This window comes from Companilactobacillus bobalius (assembly GCF_009764355.1).
Genome location: NZ_LNUA01000076.1, coordinates 26,680 through 48,447 on the forward strand (window position 1 = coordinate 26,680; position 21,768 = coordinate 48,447).

A 21,768-nucleotide genomic window follows, 5' to 3' on the forward strand; every position below is an offset into this window, starting at 1 on the left:
GGTGCAATATGACAAAATATTTAGTCGTTGGTTCAGGATTGTTTGGAGCTGTTTTTGCTTATGAGGCTGCTAAACGAGGTCATCAAGTCAAAGTAATTGAGAAACGTAGTCACATCGGCGGCAACATTTATACGCATGAAGTTGCCGGTATTCAGGTTCATGAGTACGGAGCTCACATCTTTCATACCAAGTCATCAGAAATTTGGCAGTACATCAATCAATTTGCGGAATTCAATCACTACATCAACAGTCCCATCGCTAATTTCAATGGGGAAATCTACAATTTACCTTTCAACATGAACACCTTTAATAAGTTGTGGGGCGTAGTTACTCCAGTTCAAGCACAAGCCAAGATTGAGCAACAGAAGCAGTCTTTAGAACTGGATGGTAATCCCAAGAATTTGGAAGAACAGGCTATTTCCTTAGTAGGTCCCGACGTTTATCAAAAATTGATCAAGGGTTATACAGAGAAACAATGGGGCAAGTCAGCTAAGGATTTACCAGCCTTTATCATTCGTCGTTTGCCAGTTCGGTTTACTTATGACAACAATTATTTCGACGATCCATACCAAGGAATTCCCATTGGTGGTTATACACCAATTATCGAAAAAATGTTGGGTAATAAGTTGATTGAAGTGCAGAACCAGACCGATTTCTTTGATCATAAGGATGAATATTTGAAGTCAGGTGCCAAAATTATTTTCACCGGAATGATCGATCAGTTCTTCAACTACCAGTTTGGAGCCTTAGAGTATCGAAGCCTTCGTTTTGAAACTGAAGTGTTGAATCAGGCTAATTACCAAGGCAATGCAGTTGTTAATTATACCGATTCCCAGACGCCTTACACGAGAATCATTGAACATAAATTCTTTGATCCTGGACAAGATGTTAAAGATAAAACCGTTATAACGCATGAATATCCTAAGGCTTGGGAGATTGGGGATGAGCCTTATTATCCAATCAATGACCACGCCAGCAAGGAACTCTATGCCAAGTATCTGCAACTAGCTCGTAAAGATTATCCTCAAGTGATTTTTGGCGGACGTTTAGGTCAATATCGTTACTACAATATGGATCAGACGATTATGGCAGCTCTACAAACTGTCAAGAAAGAATTTGACGATTAATGAAAGTTATTAAAAATTACCTCTATAATGCTTTTTATCAAGTATTTATTCTGATAGTTCCCTTAGTAACAACGCCATATTTAGCTAGAGTGCTGGGTCCGAGGGGAGTTGGAATAAATTCTTACACGAATTCAATTATTCAATATTTCATCCTCTTTGGAAGCATTGGCGTGAATCTTTATGGAAATCGACAAATTGCTTTTGTCCGCAATGATCGGCAAAAATTGACCGCCACGTTCTACGAAATCTTTCTGATGCGGCTAATAACAGTGGTCATAGCTACTTTAGCCTTTGGAATATTCTTTGGATTAGTGAGTGATTACCAAATCTATTACTTAGCTCAAGCAATTTCGTTAATAGCCGTTATCTTCGATATTTCCTGGTTTTTTATGGGAATTGAGAATTTTGCTGTGACAGTGCTACGAAATTTCATCATTAAGATTTTAACTTTGGTCAGTATTTTTACTTTAGTGAAGTCAAAAGCTGATTTGACTATCTACATTTTGATTTTGTCACTGTCATTGTTGATTGGGAATTTGACCCTGTTTCCCAGTTTGCACAAGTATATCGGTAGACCCAGATTTCACGATTTGCGGATTGCAAAACATTTCAAGCCAGCCTTGATTCTATTCGTACCGCAAATTGCCACTCAAATCTATGTTGTTTTGAATAAGACGATGTTAGGTTCGATGGTTTCGGTTCAAGCTTCTGGGTACTTTGATCAGTCAGACAAAATCATCAAAATGGTTTTAGCAGTAGTGACGGCGACGGGAACTGTGATGTTACCACACGTTGCAAATGCCTTTGCTAATGGTCATCTGGACAAAGCTAAAGAGTATTTGTATACCAGTTTTTCTTTTATTACCATGTCGTCCATCCCGATGATGTTGGGGTTGATGGCGATTACCGTTAAATTTGTACCATTGTTCTTTACCAACAAATTTCACGGAGTTATTCCGATTATGATGATCGAAGCGTTGATTATCATCTTGATTGCTTGGAGCAATGCGATTGGGATGCAATATTTGTTACCAACTAATCAGACCAAGGCCTATACGATTTCAGTTATTTTAGGGGCAGTGGTAAATCTGATTGCCAATATTCCACTGATTTTCTTTTGGGGTACAGTTGGAGCGGCTATTTCAACGATTTTGTCAGAATTATCGGTCACTTTGTATCAATTAGTCTCTATCCGGCACCAAGTATCTTATTCTAAGTTGTTTGACGACACTTATAAGTACTTACTGTCGGGATTGATTATGTTTTGTATTGTTTTTTCATTAGATAGAATTCTACCTAATGGATGGTTCTCAATCATTTTTGAAGTATCCATTGGTTTCTTGACATATTTGGCTTTGATATTGTTATTTAAAGTTAAGATGCTAACTCAAGCTAAGCGATTCTTGAAAAAATAAATACCTATATGAGGAGGAAAGGCCTTATGTATAGAAACAGAAATAAGAGACACACTATAAGAGATTTATGTATGTGGTTCGTTTTAATCTTTATTTTAGGTGGCGCAGCCTTTGGAATGACTCGTTATCGTGATGTTAAGAGTGCGGTCAACAGTTCATTTGTACCTTCTGGAGCTGAAAGTCGTGATGTCCACGCTGAATTGGCAGCTCGCAAACCATTTTCCATTTTGTTGATGGGTATTAATACCAATAGTTCGATCAGTTCATACAAAGGTGATACTCACAGTATGATGGTTCTAACCGTGAACCCAGCTACTAAGAAGACTACTATCACTACAATTCCACACGATGTTGCTATTAAAGTGCCTGGATTTGAAAAGAGTTCACCAGCTACAATTAGTTCGGCTTACTCATTAGGTCAAACTAAGACAGCTGTTACATCTGTTGAACAACTTTTGAATGTGCCAATTGATTCATACTTGCTATTGAATATGGATGGTATGAAACAAGCAATTGACGATGTCAAAGGTATCGAAGTCGTTCCTGATGTTTCATTTAGCGTTGCAGGTTATAACTTTGTAAAGGGCAGTTCAACACATATGGACGGCAGAGAAGCTATGGCTTACATCAGTAATGGCAATGACTATGTTCGTGAGGACCGTCAAAGAGCTGTTCTATCAGCTTTGCTACACAAGGGGCGTTCAATTTCTACATTGTTCAACCAACGTTTGATCAATTCAGTTTCTGGTCAAATGGAAACAGATTTAACTTTCGATAGTATGACTTTACTAGACAAGAATTATGATGAAGTCGGTGATCATACTGTTGAAGATAACCTCCAAGGCAGTGCTGCCAAAGTATCTGGTCAAAGCATGGAAGTTGTTAACAAAGCTGAATTACAACGTGTCACAGATGATCTCAGAGTTAACCTAGGATTGTCCAAAGCTACAACTGGTGATATTGAATACGTACCGGTTCAAGCTCCAGTCGCTAAGAAATAAATTTTGATATCAAAAAGGGAACCATATCGGTGTGATATGATTCCTTTTTTTGAAGGGAGGAAACATCATGAAAAGAATTGGCTGGATTGATTTTGGCAAAGGTTTGACGATTTTCTTTGTGGTCGTAGCCCACTGCCTGAGTGATCTGTTAGAATCAAACCACTTTGGAAATTATAATTTGCTATCACAGTTTTTACTGGGAATTATTTTGACCTTCGTCATGCCTTGTTTCTTTGCGCTATCAGGGTTCTTGTATCGTGCTCCTAAGTCGAGTGGTGAGTATCTTAAAGGGATGGAGAAAAAATTTTGCGGATTGATGATTCCCTATGCAATTTTTTCCGTAATTTTTATTATGCTGCAACAATTCGACAAGAGTAATGTTAATAAGTTATATACCTGGGGCAGTTTGGGGCAGATTTGGAATAAACCGATTGGTGAGTTGTGGTTTTTGTACAGTTTATTCTTTATCTTTTTAGTAGTTGGTTTGATCGATTTATTGCACATTCAATGGTACTGGCAATTGCTTATTTATGGCGGTTTATTCATTCTTGTACAGACAGTTCAACTGCCATTCATGGTTTCTGGAACTTTTGGTTGGTTACCTTGCTTTATGATTGGAGTCGTTTTAAAGAAACATCAAGCTTTGTTGAAGAACAAGTTACTATTCTTTGGTTCATTAGGTGGGATGTTGGTCAGTCTGGTATTTCAATATTTTCTAGTCAGTGATTGGTACAACACTGATGGAATGGTACCGGCAACTAGCATTTCTAAATTATTGAGTATTTTCGTTTTCTTCTATCTTTTTAGTAATCTACATCCAAGTCGTTTATATAACTACTTCAGTAGATATGGTCAAGCTTCAATCGTAATTTATCTAGTTCACGTTCCGATTAAGACATTGTTGAAAGTGCTGCTCTTTAAGATTGTTTTATCAAATTACTTCTTGGTTGTATTGGCTTTGATTGCTGGGACTTGGTTATTGTCACTCTTCGTTTGCTTTTTGGTCAATAGAATTAAATTGGTCAGATGGATTTTTTATCCACGACTAGTGCGGAGTTAGACAAAAAGTACAAAACGATTCTTATAAATAACTACATAAGAATTCATGAACTATTATTACGGCAGAAGATATGGAAAAGGATGATAGTTATGTTATTAAATAAGAAATGTGTATATTTAGGGGCAACACTATTTTCAGCAATGATTTTGACATCATTATCAAATCAAACCGTTAAAGCCGATACTACAACTGATGGAAATACTAATGTGAGTGTTGAAAAGGCTGTACCACCAACTACTTCAACCACTACAACGACTCAAGCACCAACAAATAATACTGATGTATCAAAACTGGTAACAACTACGCAATCATCAACAGTTGATACGCAAACAGAAAAGACGCCAACCACGGCTACATCAAAACCAGTTACGACTACAACACAGTCAACAACTACTAATGTACAAAAAACAACTGCACCAACTGACAATTCAGTAGCAAAACCTGAAGTTACTCAAACTGCCAAACCAGTAGTTAAAGTGGCACCGACTGTAGTTAAGAAAACACCAGCAACTAATGTGGTAGCGAACAAGCCAGAATCGGCAGATACAGTCATAGATATCAAGGATCCGACACTATCATCAATGGTCAAATGGTCATTGGGTTTGAATGATAAGGACAAAGTAACCGTTGGAGAATTTCAAAAGTTTAATAATTCTGAATTTTTCCTAAATGAAACGGTTTATTTATCTGGCATTAATCCTAATGTGACAGATGAAACCGATACGCCAATTGAAAATCTTGATGGTTTGCAAGTTTTGAAGTATTTACCAAAGAATACTCAGGTATTTTTCCAAGTTAAATTAGCTTCAGATCCGAAAGCTGACCTCGATTTGTCACCTTTGTATGGAATTCCAATTTACAATTTTACTTTGGACGGCAACTATAGCAATGCTAAGGCTAAGGAAATTGATTTGAATCAATTGGTTAAATTGGATATTTCTAAAGCTACAAATGTTGAATTAACTGGTGATACTGCCGTTTCAGCTAATTCAGGAATTACGCAAGCACAATTAGAAAAGATTGCACCATGGCTGGTCAAATATGCTAATAACGGTAAAACATACAATGACATTGTTTTGAATAACGGTTCGATTTCTAACTTTTCGGCCTTGAAAGGTATCAATCGAACAAAATCGGTAACTGTATTCGTTAATCACAATAATGTAGCCAGCACTATACCTGTCTACGCTACCGCAAGTAAAGCAGGTCTAATCTTTACTGCTTTGCCATTTAAAGGAATTGATGGTGAAGATCTGGCCTCGACTTACCACTACACGACGACGGTCAAGACGCCTGCTGACGATAACTTGATTCATGTTAAAGGCGACGTTTATAAGATTGCCGATCCTGACACTTCGGCTAAGAAATTAACTTACGGCATTATTGGCGACTACATCAGCAGTAATGACGATTCGATGTTGCAGAAGAGCTACGGCAACTCAACTTTGGAATACTTCGGGATGTACTCACAACCTTTGATTTGGAAGACTTCAACTAAACCTGTGATTGAACCGACAACACCTGCGCAATCTACAGAGACTGGTGATTCAACTGGATCAAGTAACGTTCTTGACACTGCAGGTAATGAATCTAGTGAAACAACCACAACTCCAGTGGCACCAACATATGTTGATAAGAGTGGTGTTGTCAGAACTTTCAATGGTTATACAAAATTAACTGATATTGAAGGTAACACATTGGCAGTTGAATTAGGGCCTAATACCGGTTGGACTTATGACAGAGTAGTGGAAATCAATGGTCAACAATATTATGAAGTGGGAACTAATGAATACTTGTTAGCTGATAGTGGAATTACTTATACACCAATTCAAACGAGAACAGTTTTGGCAGCAAGTTCAGCTGTACCTTTGTTCAATTCAAAAGGTATTAAATTGAGTACAACTTTGCCAGCACGTTCCAATTGGTTAACTGATAGTAGTGCCACTATTAATGGAATCAAAATGTATCGTGTTGCCAGTGACGAGTGGGTAGCCGCTGATGCAGTGAATGTTTCTGGTAGTAAGGTAGTTTCAACCACATTCCCCAAAGTCTTCACTGCTAAAGTTAAAACACCAGTTTATTCGGCTACTGGTAAGTTATTAGATTATCAATTGGCAACTGGTACTTCTTGGAAAGTTGACCGTAAGGTTGTCATTAATGGAATTGCTTATTATCGTATTGCTACAGATGAATTTGTTCGTGCATGATGAGAAATCGCTAAAATCAAACAGATTTTAGCGATTTTTGTTTCCTATATTAAAGATATTTCCGTCTATACCTCTAATCACCTTGGCAAATATGATAAAGTTCATATGAGCACCTAAGGGTAGTTAGAAAATGTGGGGGAAAACAACATGCACAAAAAACACAAAAGTCACACATTTCGTAATGTATTTTTGTCAATTTTAGCTTTGCTCATCTTCGGTACAGCGGCATTTGGAATGTCACACTATCGTAGTGTCAAAGCAGCAATTAACAGTTCTTTTGCACCGTCTGGTGCGAATAAATCACGTAATGTCAGTTCAATTTTGAAAAAGAGGACTCCGGTTTCAATCTTATTAATGGGGACAGATAATGGAGCTTCTGGTCGTAATTATACGGGTCGCACGGACTCAATGATGGTCGTTACAATCGACCCTAAGACTAGAAAAACTTCTATTACAAGTATTCCAAGGGATGTAGCAGTTGTAGTTCCAGGTTACAAAGGGAAGTCACCTGCTAAAATAGATGCGGCTTATTCTTATGGCCAGGCTAAAACAGCTGTGACAACTGTATCTAAACTTTTGAACGTACCAATCGATTTTTATGCCTTGATTAATTTAGAAGGTATGGAAGATGTGATCGATCAAGTCGGTGGAGTTGATGTCTACGAACAAGGGGAAAAGACACATATGGATGGTGCCAAAGCCATTGATTATGTCAATAACGCCAATAACGATTATGGTCGTCAGTTACGTCAATTCGACGTTCTAAGTGCCATTTTGCATAAGAGTGACTCAATTTCAACCTTGTTAAATCAAAGTTTCTTCAACTCAATGGCTGAACAAACACAGACTGATTTAACCTTCGCTGATTTGAACGTTTTAGCTAAGAATTATTTCTATAATGGCGAAACGAATCAAACACATATGAAAGGTACAGCGGCAAAAGTTGCTGGTCAAAGTATGAAAATCGTCAAGGATTCAGAGTTGCAGCGAGTAACTAACTTTATTCGTGACAATTTGAATTTAGAACACGTCAAGACAGGTAAGATTTCTTATCAAAAGGGTGAAAAGATTACCGAACCAGCTAAAAAGAAGGACAAGAAGAAAAAGGTAACTAAGAAGAAGACCAAGAAAGAATCGACTAAGAAGGAAACAACTGACAGCAATACTTCTGATACTGATAGTGGAACAGCCAATAGTGCTGCATCTGATACAACTGGTACCACGAGTTCAGCAACAGGTTCTTCCTCAACAGCCGGATCCGGTGCAACAGGTAATAGTGCTGGAAGTACTTCATCTTATGGTAGCAATTCTTCAAGTGGCACATCATCTAGTACTGGTTCTTCATACGGAAGTGGTTCATCAACAGGTAACAGCGGAAGTTCAGCAAATAGCGGCTATTATGGTGGCGGTTCGTCATCTAATACCGGAAGCTCCAGTTCAACAACCGGTAGCGGCAGTTCTTCAAGTAATAGTGGTGAATCCTCATATGGAGGCGGTTCATCAGCATCTACTGACAGTTCTAGCAGTGATGTAAATAATGGTTATGCATCATCAGGTTATGGTGAATAAAATAAAAGGTTTCTTCAAATTTAAACTTGAAGGAACCTTTTTTTGTTACACAATTTCAAAATTGCTTTTAAATTGGATTTTAAAATTACACAGTATATATATTTAAGATGTAATGAAAAAGAGGTTAGTAATTATGGATAATAATAGTGTAAAAAAATCATAAGAAAGTACCGTAACTCTTATCAAAAGGAGGAAATGGGAGGACATCTTCTGGGAAATGAACTCTAATGTATACCTGACAAACAAGATATTATTCAAATTGTCTTTGATTCTTCCACAGGGAAAGGGATAAAAAAACGAAGACCTGCTTTGGTAATGAGCAATAAAGGATATAGTGAAATAACTGATTTGGTAGTTATATCTTGAGTTAATATGCTTTAATTCATTATCGTAGAAAATCAAAAATTCCACTAAATAACTAATCAAGTTATTTTAGTGGAATTTTTTGCGTTAGAAGTCATTGTCATCTTCAATAATATGTTCTTTAGTTTGATTGAAGATGGTAATAATATGTTGATCGCTCAAACGGTAGTGAATATTTCTACCACGTCTGGCGTTGGAGACCAAATTTAACTGTTTCAAAATGCTGAGTTGGTGGGAGATGGAGGACTGGCTCATGTCCAAGGTATCCGCAATCTCACCGACACTTAAAGGCGTTTCAGATAAAGCTAAGATGATCTTAACTCGGGTCATATCGCCGAATGCTTTGAAGATGTTGACCATGGCTTCCAAATCGGTATCATCGGGTAAACCTTGCTTTAAATTATGGAGAGCTTGTTGGTGTTCCATCTCAAAATTTTGTTCTGACATTTTTTGTTCCTCTTATCAAAAATAGGTTGCAAACTGATACTTTATTATATTATAATTCACATATGAATGAATGCTCATATATTCAATTGAACATGTAAACTCTTTCGAGGAGGACAACGTTATGAAATTATATAATGTCCAAACTGATTACAAAGTTAAAAAGAAAGCTAATCAAATAAAAAGTGAAATGAGTTCGGAAACAAAACTGACAATCACGCGACTATTGATTGCCTTCATTTTGTTGATAGTGGGGTCCAGTTCCTTTGTTCCGGAACCTTTTAATATTGTCTTATTGGTCGGAGCCTATCTAGTTATTGGGGCACGGATCGTTTGGCAGGCCATCAAGAATATTTTTCACGGAGAAATTTTCGATGAGAACTTCCTGATGAGTATCGCCACGATTGGGGCAATCATTCTCAAACAATATCCTGAGGCCATTGCGGTTATGCTTTTTTATGAGTTGGGTAATGTTTTTGAAGACATTGCTGTTAATAAGTCAAAACGTTCTATTTCAGCTTTACTAGAAGTAAAGCCGGCTTACGCAACTTTGATTTCAGGCGATCAGAATAATGTTGTTGATCCTAATCTGGTTCAGATTGGTGATACAATTTTGGTTAAACCTGGAGAAAAAATTCCACTAGATGGAACAGTTGTTTTAGGTAGCTCAGCAGTTGATACATCAGCTCTAACTGGTGAGTCGATGCCACAGTCGATCAAGGTGGGTGATACAGCTTTGAGTGGTTCGATCAACCAGACTGGAACTTTGCGCATCAAGGTTACTAAGCTTTACAACGATTCGACCGTAGCCAAGATTTTGGATTTAGTTGAGAATGCTAGCACCAAGAAGGCCGATACGGAAAAATTTATCACTAAGTTTGCTAAAATTTATACACCAATCGTAGTCTTTCTAGCAGTAGCCTTAGCAATCGTACCGTCTCTTATGACGAGTGATTGGAATACTTGGATTTACCGAGCATTAATTTTCCTAGTAATTTCTTGTCCTTGTGCTCTAGTTATCTCAGTACCATTGAGTTTTTTCGGTGGTATCGGTGCGGCTTCTAAGCAAGGTATCCTTGTTAAAGGAAGCAACTACTTGGAAGCCTTGAATGACGTGGATACAGTAGCTTTTGACAAAACGGGAACTTTGACTAAAGGTCAATTCTCAGTTGTGCAAGTTAATTCGGTAAATATTTTAGAACAAAAATTGTTGCAGATGGCGGCTAGTGTTGAGAAGAATTCAACTCATCCGATTGCTAAATCAATCCTTCAGGCTTACGAAGGTGAGTTATTGACCGTGACTAAAGCTGATGAAAAAGCCGGACATGGTTTAATGGCTCAAGTAGATGGTCAAGAAGTTATCGTCGGAAATGCCAAAGCACTCAAGCAAAACAAGATTGCTTTCACTGAAACAGATGCTGTGGGAACAGTTGTTTACGTGGCTGTCGATAACCAATTCTGGGGTGATATTGTGATTGCGGATGTGCCTAAGAGTGATGCTCAAAAGGCAATTCAATTGTTGAACAATCGAGGAATTCACAAGAATGTCATGTTAACCGGCGATAATCAAACTGTCGGTCAAGCAATGGCTCGGAAGTTAAAAATGAGTGCAGCTTACACGAATCTTTTGCCAGAAAATAAAGTTGAGATTATCAATGATTTATTGAAAGTATCACATCAAAACAACAAGAAAGTTGCCTTTGTTGGTGACGGAATCAATGATACTCCCGTTCTAGTAACTGCTGATATCGGTTTTGCAATGGGTGGTTTGGGTTCAGATGCAGCGGTTGAAGCTGCTGACATCGTCATCATGGGAGACGAGCCATCAAAAGTTTCCGAAGCTATGAAGATAGCCAAAAAGACCCGTCGTATTGTGGTTGAGAATATCTCATTTGCCTTGGTCATTAAGATTTTGTTCCTATTATTGGGAGCTTTAGGAATGGTCAACATGTGGCAAGCTGTTTTCGCCGATGTTGGAGTAACCATTATAGCTGTTTTAAATGCAATTCGATTGCAATTTATTAACTTTGATAACTAATATTGAACACAAAAAAGAGACCCTTACGGGTCTCTTTTTTTATAGACTTTCGGTCAAATTCCAGTTAACTCGACCTTTGTAATCGCCGGCTCTTGGTACGGTATTAGCTTTCAAAAGAATACCATTATCGGAACTCCATTGGTTACTAATATCGACCGTATGAGCTGCTAAACTGCTGTCTTTAGCAATTACAGGGTCCATATTTAATGGAGTAGCTAGGTTATCTTTATTAACGAATGCCATCGAAAGGTCAGATTGTTCGTCAGTAGCTGCGTAGTCCAAGTTGCCAGCTTTAGCGCTGAGGGTCCAACCAGCCTTGTAGCTTGTGACATTCAGTTTCCAATCGCCAGAACGGTTGATATAACCGGGCTTGAATGACTTAGGGTCAATTGTCTTGAAACGATAATTGTTGAAGTCTAGCTCCAAAGCTTTGGCTAAAATCTTTAAGTTGAAGGTTTCTGTGTTAGTCTTTCGCCCATATGGATCGGTGAAGTAGACAGACACCACAGAAGTATCTTTGTCTGTTGGTAGTTTCAATTGATCACCGGATAAGTTGAAACTCATATCAAAACTCGAAGTTTGAGCTTCGGTTGGATTAGGCAATTTGAGATTAATCGGTGTTTGATTGTCAACTGTGAAGACGCCAGTTAAATCATGATAGTTGAGGGCATAGTCACTATCGTAAGTGAAGTCCATTGGGAAGTAAATATTACCGCTAGGGCCTAGGACCGTTAAGTCATTAGATTTAGCAGTGATCTTTGGTGTTAGTTTAGGCACATTGACAGTAATCGTTGTGCTTGCACTAGCATATTTTCCATCTTGAACTGTTACTTTAACAGTATTTTTACCTTCAGCTAGGACGTTGTCTTCAGCGGGATTCTTTAGATAATCATCTAAAGTTTGAGTAACCGGCTTGTCATAAGCAATTGGTTTCAAAGTAATATCGATCTTTTTATCGTGGGCTACAGTTTTAGTGATCTTATGGACGGTGCCATCAGGATTGGTAATTTCATAAGTCTTTGTGGCATCTTCATCTTTAAATTGAGAATCATCAGAATACTTGTAGCTTCCTGATAGCGTGACTGGTTTATTATCATTAACCGTAATATCAGTTTTGTCAGGAGTGATAACTAATTCGCTGTCGGTTACGGTGATGTTATAGGTCACGGTATTAGAAACGAGTCCTTGACTGTCGGTTAGGTAAACTTTGATTTTATAGTCGCCCGGATCTAGAGTGCCTTTGGGGACATCTAGTGAATAGTCACCTGTTGTGGCATCTTTAGCAACCGGCACGGTCCAAGTACTCTTCATATTTGTGGTCTTGCCATTAGCGTCAAAGATTTCACCGTAAGCGGAAAGGTCATCACCACTGAATTTAGAACTAAATAGGTAACTAGCAGTTCCTTCCAGTTTAAAGTCATCAGTACTTTTGACCTTTTGTGTCTCGCTGTCTTTTGCGGCCACAATTTGTAGTTTTTGATTAGTTATTTTGAAACCATAACTCATAACATCGGCGTTATAGTAATCACTCTTATAGGAAGTATGTTCAGGACTAACAGTAGTTGAAGTGAGTGTATTACTGATAGGTGCGTTGGCAGTTCCGTAAATCTTGATGTTAACTTCGGTACTCTTCTTGGAAAGAGCACCAAGATCTAGATTGAGTGTCTGTACTTCATCACCGTCAGCATTTTTAGATGTGGTCAACTGTGAAGCACTGATGTAAGTAACACTATCGGGATCGTCAGGGTAGGTAATTTCACCGATTCGGTTATTGCTGTCATTTTGGTAAAGCACATGTTGTGGTAGCTGAAGTTCGGTAGTAATATCACCTGTACCAATAGCACCAGAAGTGTATTTCAAATTGTAGTTAAAGGCTAATTTATCGCCATCATCAACCGTATAATCTGAATCACTATCAGTTGGATTTGTATCACGACGATCAAGGTCTTTGATAGCACGATCTTGAGTAACATCATAAAGACTGGATGCATCAGTAACGTTAGCGATTGCTGGTATTTTTTCAAGAATAATGTCATTATAGCCAGGCAATGAATTAGGGGAACCAGTTGAACTAGTAAAGCCCCAACGAATCTTAGTCTGACCATCTTTTAAATTAAACTTTCTTAAATCAATTTTGATTGGATCATCAATATCACGAGGACGTTTATCCCAAGTGTGATATGGCTTAACAGTTCCGTCAGTCTCACGGTCATTGTAGACGTAATTGATGTAGCCGTAGTTACTATCATCTTTATCAGGTTTGTAAGTGAAAGTAAAGTGATGCCAAGCATCTTTACCTGTAGCGCCAGTAAGAGAGTCATAACCACCAATAGTAGCATTAAATATAACATTGTGGTGATGCATACCAAAGAAATAATAAGTTAGAGCCATCTTTTGTACGTACGTGTCTGGATCACCGGGGTAGGCCCAAGCAACATGTTGACCTTTGGTCTCCTGTGTTAGATGAGAATCGTATAAACCGTCGAATAGATCATCCGTTTTTTTATCGTTGAATTGTTCTTTGCCATTGCTAAGACCCGCACTCGAACTTGAATTATTAAAAGAATCAAATTCAAGAGCAAAACTATTTTGGATAGCATTACCAGCAAACTCAGTTGCATTAGAAACAGTAGCGGGCGAAGAAGTTCCTCCGTAAACGCCGAGAGATTCACCAGAAGCCGCATAGTTTTTTTCTGGATCAATAAACGAAAGTAATCCAGCCTTTTTATAGTACCGTCCAATTGCGTTGATACCTCTATCGTCGTTTTGTAAGACTAAAGCAATCCCGTCACCAGAAACGTTAAATGTTGGTCCAACGTAGATCCAACCAGTAATAGTCTGTTCTTTAGTCAAATCAAAGTAATTGTATGATTCAGTAGAATCATCAGGATTGGTCATACGTCCCCAAATGGAACCTACTGCGTTATCTTGAGCACCCGTCATTTGAATTACATCGACAGGATTAGGGTTCGAACCACCACCCTCTAGAATCTGTACAGAGTTTTTGGTGTCCTTAGAACCTGAATAGTCTGTAGGATATTCAAATAGATTACCAATCTTCATTCCGTTCGGAGCAGCCTTCAGGACGTCATCATTTGATGGTGCCACACTTGAGAAGTCCACAATCGCATGAACATTGGTTGTACACATAGAAAAAATTGTTAACGTCAAAAAGAACATAATCGTAGGTAGCAAATTATGCCATAACTTGTGATAATTCATATTAATTTCCCCTTAAAAATACATTATCCGTAAGCTTTCACGATTATTATAATATCAAAATATAAAATGTGCTATATATAAGATATAAATTATAATAATTTGAATTTTATTAAACTAATGACATGTTATGACATTGATTTAATAAAGACTGGTTGTTTCTGGTTAAAGATAATATCTAATAATTGAGGGAATAAATCATATTAAAAATTCGAGACAAAAAAAGAGACCCTAATTGTAATTAGAGTCTCTTTTTCGTACCAGATTCGTTTTTAACCTGGCAAAATATTAATAAAGTAAAGTAGAACAACGAAGACGAAGAAGAGGATGTACATAATAGGTGTAACTTCCTTGCCTCGACCTGCAGCCCACATTGTTAATGGGTAGAAGAGGATTCCGAAAGCAAATCCATAAGAGATGTTGTATGTCAAAGGCATTCCTACAATAGTAAGAAAGGCTGGCATAGCAATTTCGAATTTGTTCCAGTTAATTTGTCTCATTGATTGAGCCATTAAAATACCAACAATGATCAATACTGGTGCGGTAACGTTTGAAGTTACAACAGTCAATAGTGGTGAGAAGAACATGGCAATGGCAAACATGATGCTGACAACGAGGGATGTTAGTCCTGTACGACCACCGACAGCGATACCGGCAGAAGATTCAACGTAAGCGGCAGTTGGAGTAGTACCCATAACAGCACCACCTAGCATTGAAATAGAATCAGCCATCAAAGCACGTCCAATTCTAGGCATCTTGTTGTTCTTCATGAAGCCAGCTTGTTCAGCTAAACCAATCAAAGTACCAGCAGTATCAAAGAAAGCTACAAGTAGGAAGACTAGGACAACTGCCCAAAGTTTTGGATCTGATAGATCAGGTAAATGAGCGATACTGACACCAAAAGTTGGTTTCATACTTGGAATAGTAGAGATAACTTGTTTTGGCAAAGGAATCAATTTAGTTACTAATCCTAAAATAGTAGTTAGCACCATACCGATGAAGATTGAACCAGGAACTTTTTTAGCCATTAGTAAGCCAGTTACAACTAGTCCAAAGATAGTTAACCAAGTTGTAGGAACTGTCAGTGAACCCATAGCAACAAGGGTTGATTTACTACCAACAACTAGACCACCACCCTGTAATCCAACAAAGGCGATAAAGAGTCCGATACCAGACGCCATAGCCAATTTTAAATCATGTGGAATTGAGTCGATGACCAGTTCACGTAATTTAAGTACGGAAATCAAGAGGAAGAGAACGCTGGACATGAAGACACCAGCCATTGCCGTTTGCCAAGGAATTCCCATGGCTAGTACAACTGAGTAAGTGAAGAAGGCATTATCGCCTAAACCTGGAGCTATTGCAATTGGATAATTAGCTAATAATGCCATTAAAATAGAACCCAAGATTGCTGAAAGAGCAGTAGCTGTAAAGACAGCACCTTTGTTCATACCCGCGACCCCTAAAACTTGCGGATTGACAAAGAGGATGTAGGCCATTGATACGAAAGTCGTCAAACCAGCTAGAATTTCACGTCTAACAGTAGTTTGAGCTTCTTGGAGATGGAATAATTTTTCAATGAAGCTACGATTTGAATCTGTTGATGATTCCATGATATAACCCCCTAAGTTTTTTACTACTTAGAAAGTATTACAAAAATTATGGAAAATAGCAAGTAAAATACGATTAATTCAAGCTACAATTTGGATAATTGTTCGTATTTATATCTATATAATTATAATTGTTATCTAAAAGTTATACATTAAATAATTAAATAACGAATTATATTTAAAAAGCAAAACAGTCAACAACTCAAATTGAGTCACTGACTGTTATTTTCGATATTAACTAAATATATCTTCTTCAGGTTGATCACCACTGGCAAAGGTGTACTCTTTACCGATTGTTGACGAATTCTGAATAATCAATGCTAAAGCTTTAGCAACGTCAACTCGAGGAATTGTGTCATTTTCATTAGGTCCCAATAATTTGATCTTACCAGTACCATCTTCATTAGTTAGTGTTCCGGGATGAATAATTGTGTAATCGAGACTAGTGCCACGCAGATGATCATCAGCGTAATGTTTAGCAGTCATGTAAGGTCTGATACCACTTGCGTCCCACTTATTTCGATTGTCACTAAAGACAGAACTAACCATAATATAACGTTTGATTCCAATTGCTTCGGCAACCATCATTGTTTTGATAGCACCATCGAGATCAATTTCAATTGTTAGAGCATCGCTAGCACCACCAGCACCGGCAGAGAAGACGATAATGTCAGCACCAGACTCTTCAATTGAATTCTTAATATCGTCTAGAGAAGCTGTTAGATCGATAAATTGAGTTTCGATATTGTTTTCGTTGTAGGCCTTGATTTGTTCTTGACTACGCAATCCAGCAACAAATTCGATGTTTCTTGATTGTAATTCACCAATCAGTAGGTGTCCGATTTTGCCATGGGCACCAATAATAAGAACTTTCATACTCAAAACCTCCTTAGTTAAACATACTGTAGCAACATTTTTTTAATAATGCTAGTGTTTTGAATCTTATATTTGAGTATATTAGACTTATATACAAAGGGGAAATAGCGTATGAAAATATTAGGAATTTTGGCCTCCCATCAAGAACATGGTCTCAATGCCCAAATGTTGGATGAAGTGTTGAAAAATGTTGATAGTGGAATCGAAACAGAAACAATCTTCTTAGAGAATTATGATATTACGCCTCACAAATATCATGAGGACAATCCTGTTTTGGATGAATTGGCGCAGAAATTAATGGACAGTGACGTCTGGATCTTTGCTGCACCTACTTATTGGCGAGAATTGTCAGGAGTTTTAAAGAATTTTTTCGACTGCATGCGACCTAAGTTTGTCTATTTCAAACAAAATGGCGACACGATACCAGGTCCATTCAAGAATAAGCACTACTTGAGTATTTCGTCTTGTTACGTTTCTATATTAGAAAACTTTGTTACTGGTGTGACTGACGATTCATTTAAGACGATTGATCGAGTAATGTCCGCTGCTGGAGTAATTAAAGTAGGGGAAATAGTTTTGCCGAATACCTTTGGCATGAAAACCATTCCATATAATAAGAAGAAACTGTGTCAAAAGTATGCTAAAAAGATTTCTGTCAGAAAGAGAAAGGATGATTCAACCGTGAAAAGATATATACAGCTATTCTTTATGATTGCCGTGATGGCACTAATAACAATGGGGATTCAATTACCACTCTCAGGATGGATCGGTAACAATTTCTGGTTGAATTATACTAGTTTTACTATTATTTTCTTTGTCTTACTGGCTTGTATCTTGCACTTTGTAACGTTTGTCAAACATCGCCGTCGTTAAACTAAAAAAATCTCGGACAATTTATTGTAAATTGGTCGAGATTTCTTATTGAAATGTATTATTATCAGGAATGGTTCTTTACATTTGTATAGGAATTTTTACAAATGCTGAATGGTTCGATGAATCTAATTCATTTGGTCAATCTGATCCAGTACCTTATCATAACTTGGTTCGTCAGTTTGTACTGGAACTACCTCAGAATAAGTGATTTCGCCGTTAGGGTCAACTACCCAGACTGAACGTGCCAAAATGTCCAAGTCCTTGATCCAAAGATTGGATTTCTTACCGAAGTCGCGGTTGACATCAGCTAACATTTGCATGTTCTTCACATTTTCAGCTGCACACCAGTGGGTTTGTTCCTCAACAGTGTTAGTAGAAATGGTAACGAAGTTGATAGCCGAGTGACCATCGACTTCTTCATTGAAATGTTTAGTTTGAATACTGCAGACACTAGTATTGATGTTAGGAACGACACTGATCAATAATGGTTTGTTTAATAGATCACTGAGTTTGATTTCTTGATTGTTCTTATTTAATACGGTAAAGTCGGGGAACTTATCTCCAACAGATAGTGGTTGACCAATTGTGGCAACAGTTTGTCCTTTAAATTCCAAATTCATACGAATATTCACCCTTTCTTTTTTGATGCTAGACTCATTATAAGTTAGGGCAAAATAAAAACCTAGAAATTAGATTGCAAATTGAGGTGATGCCATGTTAATAGTAGGAAAAGATATTAAGATAAGAAATTTTACGGAAACTGACTTTCCTCAGTTTCTAGCGTTAGTCGGTGATAAGACTAATCATGAACTAGCGGGATTGGAATATAGCACGGATTCCAATTATGTTCACCAGTTGTTTGAAATGTATTGCAAAAGAGATGATGCTAATGTCATTGCTGAAGTAGAAAATAATACAATGGTAGGAATTATCGAGATCAATCATCGTGGAGAGTCCGCAGACCTTGTTTTGACACGAGAAATCGGCTTTGTTATCGATCAAAAGTATCGACAAAAGGGATTTGCGACAGAAGCAATGCAGTTAGTGATTGATTATGGATTTAAACAGTTGCACTTGAAAGAGATTTGGGCGTCCACTGAAGAAAAAAATCAAGTTCCTCAGAAGATTTTAGAAAAATTAGGGTTCAAATATATCTACAGTGCCGACCAAGCGCTTCCATTCGCAACACATAGCAATATAGTCAGATATTATCTTCTGAAGGAATAGTTCACTTTTTGTAAGAAATTCTTAATTATTTCGGAGTAAGCAAATGGTATACGGATGGTACTATACTTCTTGTAAGGAGAAAATAGACTGACTTTTGATGAGAGGTTTTTATATGAAAAAAAGAACGAGAACTAGAAAAAGTCTCACAGTCAAAAAGCGAATAGTCGGTTTCTTCGCAATTGCCGTTATTTTGTTAGGTGTGGTTGGTGGATTCAGTATTAACAAAGTTATTGCTGAATCTGACAGCACGGCAGGGAATGACGCTGCAGCACCAGTTGCGGTACTCGCTAAGACGTCTGATAGTAGTACTTCAGGCGCAGGCGGTGCAGCAACTAATGCTAACGTCTTAGTTGGTGATAATACTGGAACAAGTACCGGTAGCCAAACACAAGCTAAAGATACTGACTATACACCGTCAGTCAACGTCAACAACATGTCAACATACCCACAAACCGGGGATGCGCATGATACCGGATTAGTCATTTTAGGCTTTACTATTTTGATTGGTCTATTCGCTTTTTATGGATTGAAGTTCCGGAAAAGCTTCCAATCTTTACACGTTTCAAAGGTAACAAATTGATTCAATTCTGATAAATATCTTTTACAAATTATGAGATGTACGGTTCGTAAAATTTGGTATTATCTAATTGTAATCAAGAAAGACAAAAACAAAAAATAATTTTCTATATCAGGGAGGATATATCATGAAATTATCTAAGAGTGTTTTAGCAGGATCATTAGCAACAGCAGGAATCGTTTTAGGAGCAATTGCACCAACAATCACAGCACAAGCTGCTACATCTTCAGGTGCTACAGCTGCTGATGGAACTGTTTCATACAAAGCTGGTACAGATGTTGGACCACTTGGTGGCAGTGATAGTAAATTAGCAATTGCATATGATGAAACTACAGATGGAAAGACTACAGCTGTTGGTGAAGCATCAGCTCAATCAAATGCTAATGTTAAAGTTCAATCAGGTCTTTTGACATTAGATTCTGTTCCTGATTTTGGATTTGGTAATGCTGCCATTGGCACAACAGTTGCTTTGGATAGCAACAATCGTGATGACAGTGCTACAGATAGTCAAGATAAAGGTGTATTAACAGTAACTGATTCACGTACTGACGCACCTGGATTCACAGTTGATGCTGCTATTACAAACTTCTTTGCCGGTAGTGATGACAAGACAGGTCAACCATTTGTTTTGAATCTACAAAAGACACAATTGAAGAATGATAAGGGTGGCGATGTTTCAGCCGATGGTCCTAGATATACTACAGGTATCAATATTGCCGGTGCAGCTAATAAAGCCGGAAGTGCTGATTCAACAGCTCCAGAAGCTTCAACTATGATTGACTTGGATAAGGGTACATATACAGATGGTCCTATCAATGCTTCATTTACACCAACTGACAAGAACACATACTTGAACTTAGCTACAGATACTCCAGCAACAAGTGGCAAAGATGGTGTTCAATCATACAATGCTACAATTACATGGACATTGAAGACAAAATCTACTGTTACAGCATAGTGAGTATTTAAAATATAAATGTTAAAATGTTAACCACTACTACAATAGTAGTGGTTTTTATTTTATAATATAAACGACTTATGCATTGATTTTAAAAAGGGAGGTTCAAGTTTTGAAACCAAAAGTTAGATTCTTGTTTCTAATTTCATTTATTTTTACTATGATAACAGGATTATTCGGTGCTACTAATGTTAGGGCCGCAACCTCTGGTGACTATACGATTAAACCAGGTGGCGAAAGTAATGATGTCGTAAATATTGATAATGGATCGTATATGGTAACGGGTAAACCTGGTCAAACTGCACAATTGAAATTGATGGTTGTTAATAAGGCCAGTGATACACGTAATTTTATTTATTATGCAGCAACTGCCTATACTAATAATAATGGTACTTTATCGTATGATGATACGAATGTAAAAGATCCATCTCTTAAAATTCAAACTAAAGACGCGTTATCTCCAAAAAAATCAATATTTAAAGTTCCAGGCAATACAACAGCCACAATTACTTTAAACGTGACTGTTCCTAAGAAAAAATTTGCAGGTACTTTAATGGGTGGTGTAACAATTGCTCCATATAAAGAGAAGGCTAAAGGAAGCGTCTCAGATAATGGTACTTTGATTAAAAATAAGTTTAGTTATTCTATACCTGTGCAAATTCATCAAACTGGCCAACCTAAAGTACAACCTAAGTATTCAGTTAGAACGGTAAAACCTGGTTTGGTACAGACATTTAAGGGTAGAAAACAAGGCGTTTTAGCCAATGTTCATAACTCTACTAATTCATATGCAGGTACACTTTCTGCTAAGGCTGTTGTCACTAAAAAAGGTGATAAAAGCTTTAAGATAACTCAGAATTATAGTTCACAAGATATTGCTTCAACTACTAATTATGATTTGAGTATTCCGTGGGGTAAAAAAACTCTTCAATCGGGTAATTATCATTTGAAGTTAACTTATAAAACAGATGGTGGTTTGAAGAGTTGGGTTTTAAATAAAGACTTTGCAATCACAAATAACGATGCTGCTAAGTATAATAAATTAGCTGGTATCAAGCCTAATTATCTATGGTTGTACATCCTATTAGGCATTCTTGCTTTGGCAATTATCCTAGGATTAGGTATTTACTTAGGTAAGAGAAACAATAACAAGAACAACAACGGTGGAGATGGCAATCAACCTACAAGACGTCGTCGTCGTTAA

General features: G+C 37.5%; 18 protein-coding genes. 13 read left to right on the plus strand and 5 right to left on the minus strand.

The genetic code is table 11. The annotated features are described in order from the left end of the window. Positions 1-8 precede the first annotated feature (8 nt). The 7 genes from glf (at position 9) to ATN92_RS19445 (ending at position 8,745) form a co-directional block, all read left to right on the plus strand. Positions 9-1,127, plus strand: a complete 1,119-nt coding sequence (gene glf, locus ATN92_RS15320) for a UDP-galactopyranose mutase (RefSeq protein ID WP_056953556.1) — start codon at positions 9-11, stop codon at positions 1,125-1,127. Continuing rightward, complete coding sequence (locus ATN92_RS15325) at positions 1,127-2,542, plus strand: oligosaccharide flippase family protein (protein ID WP_056953558.1); 1,416 nt, start codon at positions 1,127-1,129, stop codon at positions 2,540-2,542. Before glf ends, ATN92_RS15325 begins: the two co-directional genes overlap by 1 nt. Before the next feature lie 26 nt (positions 2,543-2,568). Further along, positions 2,569-3,543 carry an LCP family glycopolymer transferase gene (locus ATN92_RS15330; protein WP_056953559.1) on the plus strand — a complete coding sequence of 325 codons (975 nt, stop codon included), beginning with the start codon at positions 2,569-2,571 and terminating at the stop codon, positions 3,541-3,543. 67 nt (positions 3,544-3,610) lie between these two features. Then, positions 3,611-4,603 (plus strand): acyltransferase family protein, encoded by a 993-nt coding sequence (locus ATN92_RS15335; RefSeq protein WP_056953561.1) that lies wholly within the window; start codon positions 3,611-3,613, stop codon positions 4,601-4,603. An 89-nt stretch (positions 4,604-4,692) separates the two neighbouring features. Beyond that, positions 4,693-6,810, plus strand: a complete 2,118-nt coding sequence (locus ATN92_RS15340) for an SLAP domain-containing protein (protein WP_056953564.1) — start codon at positions 4,693-4,695, stop codon at positions 6,808-6,810. Positions 6,811-6,957: 147 nt separating this feature from the next. Next, complete coding sequence (locus ATN92_RS15345; protein ID WP_082604558.1) at positions 6,958-8,379, plus strand: LCP family protein; 1,422 nt, start codon at positions 6,958-6,960, stop codon at positions 8,377-8,379. A 252-nt stretch (positions 8,380-8,631) separates the two neighbouring features. After that, positions 8,632-8,745 (plus strand): hypothetical protein, encoded by a 114-nt coding sequence (locus ATN92_RS19445; protein ID WP_411762955.1) that lies wholly within the window; start codon positions 8,632-8,634, stop codon positions 8,743-8,745. 84 nt (positions 8,746-8,829) lie between these two features. On the opposite strand, the gene ATN92_RS15355 is transcribed toward ATN92_RS19445, so the two are convergent. Next, positions 8,830-9,189, minus strand: a complete 360-nt coding sequence (locus ATN92_RS15355) for an ArsR/SmtB family transcription factor (protein ID WP_054643830.1) — start codon at positions 9,187-9,189, stop codon at positions 8,830-8,832. A 121-nt stretch (positions 9,190-9,310) separates the two neighbouring features. On the opposite strand from ATN92_RS15355, the gene ATN92_RS15360 reads away from it, so the two are divergent. Next, positions 9,311-11,224 (plus strand): heavy metal translocating P-type ATPase, encoded by a 1,914-nt coding sequence (locus tag ATN92_RS15360; protein ID WP_056953566.1) that lies wholly within the window; start codon positions 9,311-9,313, stop codon positions 11,222-11,224. Between the two features lie 39 nt (positions 11,225-11,263). Here ATN92_RS15360 and ATN92_RS15365 read toward each other — a convergent pair whose 3' ends face one another. The 3 genes from ATN92_RS15365 to ATN92_RS15375 form a co-directional block, all read right to left on the minus strand. After that, positions 11,264-14,446 (minus strand): L-type lectin family protein, encoded by a 3,183-nt coding sequence (locus tag ATN92_RS15365; RefSeq protein WP_056953568.1) that lies wholly within the window; start codon positions 14,444-14,446, stop codon positions 11,264-11,266. A 269-nt stretch (positions 14,447-14,715) separates the two neighbouring features. Next, the gene (locus ATN92_RS15370) at positions 14,716-16,056 is read right to left on the minus strand and encodes an NCS2 family permease (RefSeq protein ID WP_025085615.1); all 1,341 of its coding nucleotides are present in this window, start codon (positions 16,054-16,056) and stop codon (positions 14,716-14,718) included. 231 nt (positions 16,057-16,287) lie between these two features. Then, the gene (locus ATN92_RS15375; protein ID WP_056953570.1) at positions 16,288-16,929 is read right to left on the minus strand and encodes an SDR family oxidoreductase; all 642 of its coding nucleotides are present in this window, start codon (positions 16,927-16,929) and stop codon (positions 16,288-16,290) included. Positions 16,930-17,040: 111 nt separating this feature from the next. Here ATN92_RS15375 and ATN92_RS15380 point away from each other — a divergent pair, with 111 nt between their 5' ends. Then, positions 17,041-17,802 carry a flavodoxin family protein gene (locus ATN92_RS15380; protein ID WP_056953572.1) on the plus strand — a complete coding sequence of 254 codons (762 nt, stop codon included), beginning with the start codon at positions 17,041-17,043 and terminating at the stop codon, positions 17,800-17,802. A 125-nt stretch (positions 17,803-17,927) separates the two neighbouring features. Here ATN92_RS15380 and tpx read toward each other — a convergent pair whose 3' ends face one another. Beyond that, complete coding sequence (gene tpx / locus ATN92_RS15385) at positions 17,928-18,422, minus strand: thiol peroxidase (protein ID WP_056953573.1); 495 nt, start codon at positions 18,420-18,422, stop codon at positions 17,928-17,930. A gap of 94 nt (positions 18,423-18,516) precedes the next feature. Here tpx and ATN92_RS15390 point away from each other — a divergent pair, with 94 nt between their 5' ends. The 4 genes from ATN92_RS15390 to ATN92_RS15405 all read left to right on the plus strand — a co-directional run bounded on the left by ATN92_RS15390 (position 18,517) and on the right by ATN92_RS15405 (position 21,768). Continuing rightward, on the plus strand, positions 18,517-19,029 hold the full coding sequence (locus ATN92_RS15390) for a GNAT family N-acetyltransferase (RefSeq protein WP_056953575.1): 513 nt from the start codon (positions 18,517-18,519) through the stop codon (positions 19,027-19,029). A 112-nt stretch (positions 19,030-19,141) separates the two neighbouring features. Continuing rightward, entirely contained in the window at positions 19,142-19,609 is a 468-nt protein-coding gene (locus tag ATN92_RS15395) for an LPXTG cell wall anchor domain-containing protein (protein WP_056953577.1), read from the plus strand. Positions 19,610-19,733: 124 nt separating this feature from the next. Further along, complete coding sequence (locus tag ATN92_RS15400; RefSeq protein WP_056953579.1) at positions 19,734-20,564, plus strand: WxL domain-containing protein; 831 nt, start codon at positions 19,734-19,736, stop codon at positions 20,562-20,564. Between the two features lie 112 nt (positions 20,565-20,676). Continuing rightward, the gene (locus ATN92_RS15405; RefSeq protein WP_056953582.1) at positions 20,677-21,768 is read left to right on the plus strand and encodes a DUF3324 domain-containing protein; all 1,092 of its coding nucleotides are present in this window, start codon (positions 20,677-20,679) and stop codon (positions 21,766-21,768) included.

Coding starts and splice junctions, on each gene's coding strand:
- ATN92_RS15375 (WP_056953570.1), bottom strand. CDS start 16,929: ATGAAAGTTCTTATTATTGGTGCCCATGGCAAAATCGGACACCTACTG.
- ATN92_RS15370 (WP_025085615.1), bottom strand. CDS start 16,056: ATGGAATCATCAACAGATTCAAATCGTAGCTTCATTGAAAAATTATTC.
- ATN92_RS15365 (WP_056953568.1), bottom strand. CDS start 14,446: ATGAATTATCACAAGTTATGGCATAATTTGCTACCTACGATTATGTTC.
- ATN92_RS15395 (WP_056953577.1), top strand. CDS start 19,142: ATGAAAAAAAGAACGAGAACTAGAAAAAGTCTCACAGTCAAAAAGCGA.
- glf (WP_056953556.1), top strand. CDS start 9: ATGACAAAATATTTAGTCGTTGGTTCAGGATTGTTTGGAGCTGTTTTT.
- ATN92_RS15360 (WP_056953566.1), top strand. CDS start 9,311: ATGAAATTATATAATGTCCAAACTGATTACAAAGTTAAAAAGAAAGCT.
- ATN92_RS15330 (WP_056953559.1), top strand. CDS start 2,569: ATGTATAGAAACAGAAATAAGAGACACACTATAAGAGATTTATGTATG.
- ATN92_RS15400 (WP_056953579.1), top strand. CDS start 19,734: ATGAAATTATCTAAGAGTGTTTTAGCAGGATCATTAGCAACAGCAGGA.
- ATN92_RS15335 (WP_056953561.1), top strand. CDS start 3,611: ATGAAAAGAATTGGCTGGATTGATTTTGGCAAAGGTTTGACGATTTTC.
- ATN92_RS15380 (WP_056953572.1), top strand. CDS start 17,041: ATGAAAATATTAGGAATTTTGGCCTCCCATCAAGAACATGGTCTCAAT.
- tpx (WP_056953573.1), bottom strand. CDS start 18,422: ATGAATTTGGAATTTAAAGGACAAACTGTTGCCACAATTGGTCAACCA.
- ATN92_RS15325 (WP_056953558.1), top strand. CDS start 1,127: ATGAAAGTTATTAAAAATTACCTCTATAATGCTTTTTATCAAGTATTT.
- ATN92_RS15340 (WP_056953564.1), top strand. CDS start 4,693: ATGTTATTAAATAAGAAATGTGTATATTTAGGGGCAACACTATTTTCA.
- ATN92_RS15345 (WP_082604558.1), top strand. CDS start 6,958: ATGCACAAAAAACACAAAAGTCACACATTTCGTAATGTATTTTTGTCA.
- ATN92_RS15355 (WP_054643830.1), bottom strand. CDS start 9,189: ATGTCAGAACAAAATTTTGAGATGGAACACCAACAAGCTCTCCATAAT.
- ATN92_RS15390 (WP_056953575.1), top strand. CDS start 18,517: ATGTTAATAGTAGGAAAAGATATTAAGATAAGAAATTTTACGGAAACT.